Below are 10,923 nucleotides of genomic sequence, written 5' to 3' on the forward strand. Positions count from 1 at the left end.
GCCGCACGGCCCCATCGAGACCGAAGCAGCCCGACGCCTCACCGAAGACCTCAACCACGAGTGATCAACGGCTTACCCAACACTTTCTCAGCCGAGCCAGGCGGGCGGGTCCGCGCCGAGCAGCCCGGAGGGGGACGCCCAGCCGGCCGGGCCGCCGTCGTAGGCGACGGCGGGGAGCGCGTGGCGGAGCCGGCCGCGCGGGGTGTCCGTCTCGGTGAGCCGCTCCTCCGGCTCGAACGCCTCGCCGGGAGCCGGGCAGTCCGGGCGGTCCGGGGTGCGGCGGTACGCGCCGCCGGTCAGCCACGCGGCCGTGCCCGCCAGCGCCACGTCCACCACCCGTGCCCCGCCCCGCCGGTGCTGGTCCGTCAGCGCGCGCAGCACACCCGCCGCGAGCAGATACCCGGTGCCGTGGTCCAGGGCCTGCGCGGGCAGCGCGCCGGGGGAGTCCGGGCCCGAGCCCTCCGTGACCGCGATCCCCGACGCCGCCTGCACCAGGCTGTCGAAGCCGCGCCGCCCGGCCCACGGCCCGGTCCGGCCCCAGGCGGAGAGTCGGCCCACCACCAGGCCGGGCCGCCGGGCGGCCAGGGCCTCGGGTGACAGCCCGAACCGGTCCAGGGCGCCCGGGCGGTAGCCGGTGACCACCACGTCCGCCGAGCTGAGCAGCTCCTCGAACACGGCCCGGTCGGCGGGCCGGGCCAGGTCCAGCAGCGCGGACCGCTTGCCGAGGCCCGTGTCGTCGTGGGCGTCCTGGGCCTCGGGCAGCGCGGGCGGGTCCAGGCGGAGCACATCCGCGCCGAGGAGGGCCAGGGTCCGGGTGGCCACCGGCCCGGCGAGGACCCGGGTCAGGTCCAGGACGCGGAGCCCCGCGCAGGGGAGCGCGGCCGGGGCGGGGGCGGTGGCCCGCGGGGCGGACTCCGCACCGACCGGGCGCAGCGCCGGCAGCGGGTGCGCGGCGGCCGCGGCGCCCTGTGGGTGGGCCGCCCACTGCCCGGGGGTGCGTACGGCGACGGCGAGTCCGCCCGCCGCGTAGACGGTCTCCTCGACCTCGGCCGCCCGGCGCCCGGCCAGCGCCGCCGCGAGGGCGTCCGGGTCCGCGTCGGCGGGCAGGCGGAGGGCGGCGAGCAACCGGGCCCGGTGGTGGGGGTAGTTGGCGTGGGTGCGCACCCAGCCGTCGGCGGTGCGCCAGAAGCGGGACAGGGGTGCGAAGGTGGTGGGCGTCCGGCCGTCGACGCGCACCAGCCGGTCGCCGAGGAAGGCGGTCGCCACGGCGTCGTCGTCCACCCGGACGGTCGGGACGGGGCCGCCGGTGCGCAGCGCGGAGAGTTCGGCGGCGGCCAGCGAGCAGACCGCGACGCAGGAGCGGGCGAGCGCCTGTGCGGGCAGCCGCCCCGGCAGACCGGCCCGGCCGGTGACGACCAGTCCTTCCGGCGGCCCGGGGCTCCCGCCGAGCGCGGCCCAGACCTCGGCCACGCCGTCCACCGGTGCCGTGCCCTGGGCGGGGCGGTCTTCGTTCATGCGGCCAGTGTCCCACCGCGCCGCCGGGCCCGGGCCGGGCCCGCCGGCGGACGGTACGGCGGCGCCTCGCGCGCCAAGTCCCCCTGTACGGAAGCGATTCGGGCCTGCCGACGGCCCCGTCAGAGAGGAAGGCCACAGTTCGCGCAATGGCCCCGCAAGCGAAATGGCCCCGCACACGAGCGGCCCCGCACGTGAGACGGGCCCGCCGGGCCCCCGCACGCGAACGGCCGCGCACACGGAGGGGGCCCGGCGCGCGGACGCGCCGGGCCCCTTCCGGGCCGGGTGGGTCACCCGGGCACGACTACCAGCGGACCGCGTCCAGCGCGTCCGCGACACCCGTGCCGTAGAAGCCGTTGTCGCGCTTGCCGCCCTCGCAGACCGCGTCGACCGTCCCGTCGTTGTTGATGTCGTACGGGTTGGTGCACGCGGTGTCGTCGGCCTGGGCGTACAGCAGGCCCTTCACCAGCGCCGGAGGCGCGTACGGGTGGGTCGACTTCACCAGCGCGGCGACGCCCGCGACATGCGGGGAGGCCATCGAGGTGCCGGCCTTGTAGCCGTAGCCGCCGCCGGGCAGCGTGGAGAGGATGCGGCCGTCGATCGCCGGTCCCTCCGGCGGCTGGAGGGCGGTCGAGTCGCCGCCGGGTGCGGAGATGTCGACGACGCCCTTGCCGTAGTTGGAGTACGAGGACTTCAGGCCCTTCGCGCCGAGCGCCGAGACCGTGACGACGCCCGGGATCTGCGTCGGGATGTCCAGGCACTCACGCGGGTTGATCGTCCGCTCCACCGGGGTGGAGTCGTTCGGGCTGGTGGTGTCCTTGATCTCCTTCGCGGCGAGGTCCATCCGCGAGTTGCCCGCCGCCGCGACGTTGACCGCGCCCTTGCGCTCCGCGTAGCCCGCGGCGCGCGAGACGGCCTCCACGAGGGCCTTCTGGTCGGCGTCGTTCTTGCAGGCGAACAGCCACGGGTCGGTGTAGTAGCTGTTGTTGGTCACGTCCACGCCGTGCTCCGCCGCCCACACGAAGCCGCAGACCACGGCCTCCGTGTAGAAGAAGCCGTCCGGCTGGGAGACCTTGATGCCGGAGACCTTCACGCCCGGCGCGACACCCGTGATGCCGACGCCGTTCTTCGCGGCGGCGATGGTGCCCGCGACATGTGTGCCGTGGTCGGACTCGCCCGGGCCCGGACGCCAGGCGCCGTCGGCCTTGTTCGGCACGCCGCCGACGCAGCTCACCGACGCCTTGCGGTCGAAGTTCGGCGCGAGGTCCGGGTGGGTGTCGTCCACGCCCGTGTCGATGACCGCGACGGTCACCTTCTTGCTGCCGAGCGACTTCTTGTGCGCCTTGTCCGCCTTGATGGCGGGCAGGTCCCACTGCAGCGGCTCCAGCGGGTCCTGGCCGTCCACCGCCTTCTCGGCCGCGGCCTTCGCCTCGGCCGCCGCCAGCGGGCGCTCCGACTCGATGGCCATGTCCTTCGCGGGCGCGATGGGCGTGGTGCGCGTGACACCCGCCGACTGGACCCCGCGGACCTGGCGGACCGACTGCGCGAACGCCGGGTTCTGCGAGTGGACGACGATCACGCCTATCTGGTCGTACGCGTGGACGACCGTGCCGCCGGCCTTGGCTATCGCCTTCTTGACGGCCTTCTTGTCGCCGCCGTTCTTCACGTTCACCACGTAGGACAGCTTGGGGCCGTCCGTCGAGACCGCGGCGGGGACATCCTCGGCGACGGCTGCCGACGCCGTACCCGTCGGCAGGAAGCCCAGCGATGCCGTGAGTGCCAGACCGACGGGGAGCGCGAGTGCGCGCCGTCGTCCGGATCCCAGATGAGCCATGGGTTCTCCACATCATCCGTGACAACCGCCCAGACACCCCTTGCGAATGGGCGGGTTCATGACGAGTGAAGCTATCGCCGATCATGTCAGCTCTTCAATGGATCCAGGAAGGCAAAACAACACGGCGGATACGGAACGCGAAGGAAAAAGACCGGACGTGAACCGGTTCGCCGCGGCCGCCGTGCCGTTGTCAGGGAGTGGAACGACAACAGGCCACCCCCGCAGGCATCACGTCCCTGACCACCGTCACTTCCGCGTCGCGAGGAGATTCCGTGACCACCGATGCGCCGCCGCCGCCCCCGAGCGGCTCGGTCCCCAGCCCGGCCCAGCCCACGACGGAGCAGTTCGTCCAGGCGCAGGAAAGTCCGGAATTCGGCGAACTGCGCCGCGCCTACCGTTCCTTCGCCTTCCCGCTGACCGTCGCGTTCATCGCCTGGTACCTGCTGTACGTCCTGCTGTCCAACTACGCGGGCGGCTTCATGGGCACCAAGCTCTTCGGCAACATCAACGTCGCCCTGGTCCTCGGGCTCGCCCAGTTCCTGACCACCTTCCTCATCGCCTGGTTCTACTCGCGGCACGCCTCCGCGAAGCTCGACCCGAAGGCGGACGCCATCAAGTCCCGTATGGAGGCCGGCGTATGAGCCCCGTGCTGCAGCTCGCGGCGTCGAACGCCACCACCGAGCACCGGCCGCTGATCATCACCCTGTTCGCGGCCTTCGTCGTCGCGACCCTGTTCATCACCGTCTGGGCCGGCCGTCAGACCAAGGACGCGGCCGACTTCTACGCGGGCGGCCGCCAGTTCACCGGCTTCCAGAACGGCCTGGCGATCTCCGGCGACTACATGTCCGCCGCCTCCTTCCTCGGCATCGCGGGCGCCATCGCCCTCTTCGGCTACGACGGCTTCCTCTACTCCATCGGCTTCCTGGTCGCCTGGCTGGTCGCCCTGCTGCTGGTCGCCGAACCGCTGCGCAACTCCGGCCGCTACACGATGGGCGACGTCCTCGCCTACCGGATGCGCCAGCGGCCCGTCCGCACCGCCGCCGGCACCTCCACCATCGTCGTCTCGATCTTCTACCTGCTGGCGCAGATGGCGGGCGCCGGTGTCCTCGTCTCCCTGCTGCTCGGCATCACCAGCGACGCCGGGAAGATCGCGATCGTGGCCCTGGTCGGCCTGCTGATGATCGTCTATGTGACCATCGGCGGAATGAAGGGCACCACCTGGGTGCAGATGGTCAAGGCCGTCCTGCTGATCGCGGGCACCCTGCTGATCACCTTCCTGGTGCTGTGGAAGTTCAACTTCAACGTCTCCGACCTGCTCGGCAAGGCCGCCGAGAACAGCGGCCACGGCGCGTCCTTCCTGGAGCCCGGCCTCAAGTACGGCGTCACCGAGACCTCCAAGCTGGACTTCATCTCCCTCGGCATCGCCCTCGTCCTCGGCACCGCCGGTCTGCCGCACATCCTGATCCGCTTCTACACGGTGCCCACGGCCAAGGCCGCCCGTAAGTCCGTGATCTGGGCCATCGGCATCATCGGCGCCTTCTACCTGATGACCATCGCCCTCGGCTTCGGCGCCGCCGCGATCGTCGGCCCGGAGACCATCACCGAGTCCAACAAGGCGGGCAACACCGCCGCCCCGCTGCTGGCGCTCCATCTGGGCGGCACCGACTCGGCGGCCGGCGCGATCCTGCTCGCCGTCATCTCCGCCGTCGCCTTCGCCACCATCCTCGCCGTGGTCGCGGGCCTCACCCTCGCCTCCTCCTCGTCCTTCGCGCACGACATCTACGCCAACGTCATCCGCAAGGGCCAGGCCACCGAGCAGGAGGAGGTCCGGGCCGCCCGCTGGGCCACCGTCTTCATCGGCGTCGTCTCCATCGCCCTGGGCGCCCTCGCCCGCGACCTCAACGTGGCCGGCCTGGTCGCGCTCGCCTTCGCGGTCGCCGCCTCCGCCAACCTGCCGACGATCCTCTACAGCCTGTTCTGGAAGCGCTTCACCACCCAGGGCGCCCTGTGGTCCATCTACGGCGGTCTGGCCACCTCGGTGCTCCTGGTGCTGTTCTCGCCGGTCGTCTCCGGCAAGGCCACCTCGATGTTCCCGGATGTGGACTTCGCCTGGTTCCCGCTGGAGAACCCCGGCCTGATCTCGATCCCGGTCGGCTTCCTGCTCGGCTGGCTCGGCTCGCTCCTCTCGAAGGAGGAGCCGGACAAGGGCAAGTACGCGGAACTGGAGGTCAAGTCCCTGACGGGCGTCGGCGCCCACTGACCCTCCCCGCGACCCGCACCCCGCCACGGCCGTGTCGTAGGACCCTACGACACGGCCGTGCCGTGCCTCGTGCCAATCGGCCCGACCCCCTGACGGACCACTGGCGTAGGCTCGAACACATCAGTTCCGCGAACCAGGGGAGGGGGCCCACCGTGCTCATCGACACCTACGGCCGTGTGGCCACCGACCTGCGGGTCTCCCTCACGGACCGCTGCAATCTGCGCTGCACCTACTGCATGCCCGAGGAAGGGCTCCAGTGGCTGGCCAAGCCCGACCTCCTCACCGACGACGAGATCGTCCGGCTGATCCGGATCGCCGTCGCCGAGCTGGGGATCACCGAGGTGCGCTTCACCGGCGGCGAGCCGCTGCTCCGCCCCGGCCTCGTCGGCATCGTCGAACGGGTCGCGGCCCTGGAGCCCCGCCCCCGGATGTCCCTGACGACCAACGGCATCGGGCTGCGCCGCACCGCCGAGGCCCTGCGCGCCGCCGGCCTGGACCGGGTCAATGTCTCGCTGGACACCCTGCGCCCCGAGGTCTTCAAGACCCTCACCCGCCGCGACCGCCACCGCGACGTCCTGGACGGCCTGGCCGCCGCCCGCGACGCGGGCCTCACCCCGGTCAAGGTGAACGCCGTCCTGATGCCCGGACTCAACGACGACGAGGCCCCCGACCTGCTCGCCTGGGCCGTGGAGAACGACTACGAGCTGCGCTTCATCGAGCAGATGCCGCTCGACGCCCAGCACGGCTGGAAGCGCGAGGGCATGATCACGGCCGGTGACATCCTGGCCTCCCTGCGCACCCGCTTCACCCTCACCCCCGAGGGCGACGAGGAGCGCGGCTCCGCCCCCGCCGAGCGCTGGACGGTCGACGGCGGACCGCACCGCGTCGGCGTCATCGCCTCGGTGACCCGCCCCTTCTGCCGCGCCTGCGACCGCACCCGGCTCACCGCCGACGGACAGGTGCGCACCTGCCTCTTCGCCACCGAGGAGACCGACCTGCGGGCCGCCCTGCGCTCGGAGGCGCCGGACGAGGAGATCGCCGCGATCTGGAAGCGGGCGATGTGGGGAAAGAAGGCCGGATCCGGTCTGGACGACCCCTCGTTCCTCCAGCCCGACCGCCCGATGTCCGCGATCGGCGGCTGACCGCCGCACCGGGCCGTCGGGCCGGGGCGCACGCCCGGGGGCGTTACGGGGTGTGCGGGGGGCTACGGAGTGTCCTCCGCCTGCCGGCGCTCCCACTCCGGCAGCGTCACCACGTCCTTGAGGAAGCCGCGCACCCCCAGGAACTGCGACAGATGCTCGCGGTGCTCCTCGCACGCGAGCCAGGTCTTGCGCCGCTCGGGCGTGTGCAGGGTGGGGTTGTTCCAGGCGAGGACCCAGACGGCCGGCACCCGGCAGCCCTTCGCGGAACAGATCGGCGTCTCGTCGTTCACCCGGTCATTGTCCCCGCATGGCGACGCCGAGCAGCCACGGGGGGAGCTGCCCGGCGTCGGTCCGTCGCTCCGACGGGGGATGCGGAGCGCGTACGAAGTATGTCACGAGCAACGGCTCGGCGTGCACAGGAACTTCATGATTGATCTGAGGTTTTCTTGAGGTTCTCGAAGCGCTCGTTTTCCGCCGCGGCCTCGGCCCCCGCCGGGGCGATCATCGGCGGCAGCGGGGCTGCCGTCACATACGCCGACGGCAGCGAAGGGGCGTTCTCCCGGCCCGCGTTGGCGATCACCACCGCGATGTACGGGAGCAGGATACCGAGGGCCAGCGCCACCACGGCGACATACCGCTCCACGTCCCACAGCGCCGCCGCGAGGATCACGGAGACGGTCCGCACGGACATCGAGATCACATAGCGCCGCTGCCGGCCCCGCACGTCGTCGGCGAGCCCCTGCCGCGCACCCGTGATCCGGAAGACCTCGGCCTCGCCGCGCTTGAGCATCACGCCCCACCACCTCGTGTCCCGTGCCGGGCGTTCCCGGACCAGCCGCCCTGACCGCCACCACGGTACGCCGCGGCCCCGCGCCCCACGAGAGGGGGTGGCCGGCGGCCCCCGCCGGGCGGTCGTCGCGGGCCCGGCGCGGGGCCCCGAGGTGCGGCGCAGCGTGAGCGGCACGACACTGGCAGGCGTAACTGCTCACGCGGAGCCGTACAAGGAGGCAGCCATGGGCTGGTTGTGGGCGATCATCGTGGGATTCGTGCTCGGCCTGATCGCGAAGGCGATCATCCCGGGCAAGCAGCACAGTCCCCTCTGGCTGACCACCATCTTCGGCATTCTCGGTGCCATCGCGGGCAACGCCCTGGCCAGGGCGTTCGGTATCGAGTCCACCCCCGGTATCGACTGGGGCCGGCACATCTTCCAGCTCGGGGCGGCGATCGTGATCGTCTTCCTCGGTGACATGGCGTACACCTCGATCAAGGGCGGCAGGCGCGAACGCGCCTAGCGGCAGACCCGGCAGACCCGGAGAACCGGCGGAGGCCGGGCGGACACCTCGTCCGCCCGGCCTCCGCCGTTCACCCGTCCGGCTCAGCCGGCCGCGACCTCGACCGCCGCCAGGTTCCGCTTGCCCCGGCGCAGCACCAGCCAGCGCCCGTGCAGCAGGTCCGAGGCGGCCGGGACCGCGTCCTCGGCGGTCACCTTCACGTTGTTCACGTACGCGCCGCCCTCCTTGACCGTGCGGCGCGCCCCCGACTTGCTGGGCGCCAGACCGACCTCGGTCAGCAGGTCCACCACCGGCAGCAGCTCCGTCACCCGGGCGTGCGGCAGCTCGGCGAGGGCGGCGCGCAGCGTCGCCTCGTCCAGGTCGCCCAGCTCGCCCTGGCCGAACAGCGCCTTCGACGCGGCGACCACCGCCGCGCACTGGTCCGCGCCGTGCACCAGGGTGGTCAGCTCCTCGGCCAGTGCGCGCTGGGCGGCGCGCGCCTGCGGGCGCTCCTCGGTCTGCCGCTCCAGCTCCTCCAGCTCCGCACGGGAGCGGAAGGACAGGATCCGCAGGAAGCGGGAGATGTCCCGGTCGTCCGTGTTCAGCCAGTACTGGTAGAACGCGTACGGCGTGGTCATCTCCGGGTCCAGCCAGAGCGCGCCACCCTCGGACTTGCCGAACTTGGTGCCGTCCGCCTTGGTCATCAGCGGCGTCGCCAGCGCGTGGACACGGGCGTCCGGCTCCAGGCGGTGGATCAGGTCCAGCCCGGCCGTCAGATTGCCCCACTGGTCGCTGCCGCCCTGCTGGAGGGTGCAGCCGTAGCGCCGGTACAGCTCCAGGAAGTCCATGCCCTGGAGCAGCTGGTAGCTGAACTCGGTGTAGCTGATGCCCTGTTCGGACTCCAGCCGGCGGGCGACCGAGTCCTTGGTGAGCATCTTGTTGACGCGGAAGTGCTTGCCGATGTCCCGCAGGAACTCGATCGCGGACATGCCCGCGGTCCAGTCCAGGTTGTTCACCATGACCGCCGCGTTCTCGCCCTCGAAGGAGAGGAACGGCTCGATCTGGTTCCGCAGCCGGGTCACCCACTGGGCGATGGTCTCCGGGTCGTTCAGGGTGCGCTCCGCCGTCGGCCGCGGGTCGCCGATCTGGCCCGTCGCCCCGCCGACCAGCGCCAGCGGCCGGTGCCCGGCCTGCTGGAGGCGGCGCACGGTCAGCACCTGCACCAGATGCCCGACGTGCAGACTGGCCGCGGTCGGGTCGAAGCCGCAATAGAAGGTGACGGGACCGTCCGCGAGAGCCTTGCGCAAAGCGTCCTCGTCCGTGGACTGGGCGATCAGCCCGCGCCACGTCAGCTCGTCGACGATGTCCGTCACGGTTCTTCGGTCTCCTCGGGTGCGCACACGCGTGCGTGGATCGATGTGCGTGGATCGATGGGTGGATCGATGGGTGGATCGTGGCAGCCAGTCTATGGCCCCCGGGGGCCGGGCCTCGCGGCCCGGCCCGGTGTCAGACGCCCTGGCTCACCGAGCTCATGTTGAAGTCCGGCACCCGCAGCGCCGGCATCGCCGCCCGGGTGAACCAGTCGCCCCACTCGCGCGGCAGGGTCTTCTCGGTGCGCCCGGCCTCCGAGGCCCGGCCCAGCAGGTCCACGGGGGACTCGTTGAAGCGGAAGTTGTTCACCGCGCCGACGACCTCGCCCCTCTCCACCAGGTACACCCCGTCCCGGGTCAGGCCCGTGAGCAGCAGGGTCGCCGGGTCCACCTCGCGGATGTACCAGAGGCAGGTCAGCAGCAGACCCCGCTCGGTGGCCGCGACCATCTCCGCGAGCGAGCGCTCGCCGCCCGCGTCCAGGATCAGGTTGTCCGCGGCCGGGGCCACCGGCAGACCGGTCAGCCCGGCGCTGTGCCGGGTGGTGACCAGGCGCTCCAGCTTCCCGTCGCTCATCCACCGGGTCGGCGCCAGCGGCAGCCCGTTGTCGAAGACCGAGGCGTCGTCGCCGGAGGAGTGCGCGATCACGAACGGCGCGCACTCCAGGCCCGGCTCGTGCGGGTCGCTGCGCAGGGTCAGCGGCAGCGGCGACAGGCTCTCGCCGACGCGGGTGCCGCCGCCCGGACGCGAGAAGACCGTGCGGCCCTCCGCCGCGTCCCGGGCCGCCGAGGACCAGAGCTGGTAGATCAGCAGATCGGCCACGGCGGTCGGCGGGAGCAGGGTCTCGTAGCGGCCTGCCGGCAGCTCGATCCGGCGCTCCGCCCAGCCGAGCCGCTCGGCCAGCTCCGCGTCGAGGGCCCCCGGGTCCACGTCCTTGAAGTCCCGCGTCGAGCGCCCCGCCCACGCGGACCGGGCGCGGTCCGGGGACTTGGCGTTCAGCTCCAGGGTGCCGCTCGGCTGGTCGTGCCGCAGCCGCAGACCGGTGGAGGTGCCGAGGTAGGTCGAGGTCAGCTCGTGGTTGGCGAAGCCGTACAGCTCCCGGCCGCCCGCGCGGGCCCGGGCGAACGCCTCGCCGAGGGCCGGCGCGAAGTCCGTGAACACGGCGGACGAGGTCTCGGCCGGCGCGTCCGTGAAGTCCGGGGAGGCGGGCACCCCGGTCACCAGGGGCTGGGCGTCCTCGGCGGGCCCGGCACCGCGCGCGGCGGCCTCGGCGGCGCGCACCAGCGGCTCCAGTTCCTCCGCGGTGACCGCGGAGCGCGAGACCACGCCGGAGGCGGTGCCCTCGGCGCCGTCCACGGTCGCGATCACGGTGAGGGTCCGGCCGCGGGTGACGCCGTTGGTGGTCAGGGCGTTGCCCGCCCAGCGCAGGTTCGCCGAGGACTGCTCGTCGGCGACGACGACGCAGCCGTCCGCCGTGGACAGCTCCAGGGCGCGCTCGACGATCTCGTGCGGCTTGGTGATCCGGGGGCTCATCGG

10 protein-coding genes are annotated in these 10,923 nt (G+C 72.6%); 4 read left to right on the forward strand and 6 right to left on the reverse strand.

The window, feature by feature from the left end:
* Positions 1-87: 87 nt before the first annotated feature.
* A complete protein-coding gene (locus ABZ457_RS26510) occupies positions 88-1,515 on the reverse strand; it encodes a CoA transferase (RefSeq protein ID WP_359162071.1) in 1,428 nt (475 codons plus the stop codon).
* 301 nt (positions 1,516-1,816) lie between these two features.
* Positions 1,817-3,346, reverse strand: coding sequence for a S8 family serine peptidase (locus ABZ457_RS26515; RefSeq protein ID WP_359162074.1), 1,530 nt, complete (start codon positions 3,344-3,346; stop codon positions 1,817-1,819).
* 272 nt (positions 3,347-3,618) lie between these two features.
* On the opposite strand from ABZ457_RS26515, the gene ABZ457_RS26520 reads away from it, so the two are divergent.
* The 3 genes from ABZ457_RS26520 to moaA all read left to right on the forward strand — a co-directional run bounded on the left by ABZ457_RS26520 (position 3,619) and on the right by moaA (position 6,748).
* A complete protein-coding gene (locus ABZ457_RS26520; RefSeq protein ID WP_359162077.1) occupies positions 3,619-3,987 on the forward strand; it encodes a DUF485 domain-containing protein in 369 nt (122 codons plus the stop codon).
* Positions 3,984-5,606, forward strand: coding sequence for a cation acetate symporter (locus ABZ457_RS26525; RefSeq protein ID WP_359162080.1), 1,623 nt, complete (start codon positions 3,984-3,986; stop codon positions 5,604-5,606). The genes ABZ457_RS26520 and ABZ457_RS26525 overlap by 4 nt, the downstream gene beginning before the upstream one ends.
* Before the next feature lie 152 nt (positions 5,607-5,758).
* On the forward strand, positions 5,759-6,748 hold the full coding sequence (moaA, locus tag ABZ457_RS26530) for a GTP 3',8-cyclase MoaA (RefSeq protein ID WP_359162083.1): 990 nt from the start codon (positions 5,759-5,761) through the stop codon (positions 6,746-6,748).
* Between the two features lie 62 nt (positions 6,749-6,810).
* Here moaA and ABZ457_RS26535 read toward each other — a convergent pair whose 3' ends face one another.
* A complete protein-coding gene (locus ABZ457_RS26535; protein WP_359162086.1) occupies positions 6,811-7,038 on the reverse strand; it encodes a hypothetical protein in 228 nt (75 codons plus the stop codon).
* Positions 7,039-7,172: 134 nt separating this feature from the next.
* Positions 7,173-7,538 carry a DUF3099 domain-containing protein gene (locus tag ABZ457_RS26540; protein WP_359162161.1) on the reverse strand — a complete coding sequence of 122 codons (366 nt, stop codon included), beginning with the start codon at positions 7,536-7,538 and terminating at the stop codon, positions 7,173-7,175.
* A 223-nt stretch (positions 7,539-7,761) separates the two neighbouring features.
* On the opposite strand from ABZ457_RS26540, the gene ABZ457_RS26545 reads away from it, so the two are divergent.
* On the forward strand, positions 7,762-8,040 hold the full coding sequence (locus tag ABZ457_RS26545; protein WP_359162164.1) for a GlsB/YeaQ/YmgE family stress response membrane protein: 279 nt from the start codon (positions 7,762-7,764) through the stop codon (positions 8,038-8,040).
* An 83-nt stretch (positions 8,041-8,123) separates the two neighbouring features.
* Here ABZ457_RS26545 and tyrS read toward each other — a convergent pair whose 3' ends face one another.
* On the reverse strand, positions 8,124-9,392 hold the full coding sequence (tyrS, locus tag ABZ457_RS26550; RefSeq protein WP_359162089.1) for a tyrosine--tRNA ligase: 1,269 nt from the start codon (positions 9,390-9,392) through the stop codon (positions 8,124-8,126).
* A 133-nt stretch (positions 9,393-9,525) separates the two neighbouring features.
* Entirely contained in the window at positions 9,526-10,920 is a 1,395-nt protein-coding gene (locus tag ABZ457_RS26555; RefSeq protein WP_359162167.1) for a metallopeptidase TldD-related protein, read from the reverse strand.
* Positions 10,921-10,923: the final 3 nt, after the last annotated feature.

Source organism: Streptomyces sp. NPDC005805 (assembly GCF_040630445.1).
In the GTDB taxonomy this organism is placed as follows: Bacteria; Actinomycetota; Actinomycetes; order Streptomycetales; family Streptomycetaceae; genus Streptomyces.

Excerpts from the sequence above, each read along its gene's own strand:
- ABZ457_RS26510 (WP_359162071.1), bottom strand. The coding sequence starts at position 1,515 with ATGAACGAAGACCGCCCCGCCCAGGGCACGGCACCGGTGGACGGCGTG.
- ABZ457_RS26515 (WP_359162074.1), bottom strand. The coding sequence starts at position 3,346 with ATGGCTCATCTGGGATCCGGACGACGGCGCGCACTCGCGCTCCCCGTC.
- ABZ457_RS26525 (WP_359162080.1), top strand. The coding sequence starts at position 3,984 with ATGAGCCCCGTGCTGCAGCTCGCGGCGTCGAACGCCACCACCGAGCAC.
- ABZ457_RS26540 (WP_359162161.1), bottom strand. The coding sequence starts at position 7,538 with ATGCTCAAGCGCGGCGAGGCCGAGGTCTTCCGGATCACGGGTGCGCGG.
- ABZ457_RS26545 (WP_359162164.1), top strand. The coding sequence starts at position 7,762 with ATGGGCTGGTTGTGGGCGATCATCGTGGGATTCGTGCTCGGCCTGATC.
- ABZ457_RS26555 (WP_359162167.1), bottom strand. The coding sequence starts at position 10,920 with ATGAGCCCCCGGATCACCAAGCCGCACGAGATCGTCGAGCGCGCCCTG.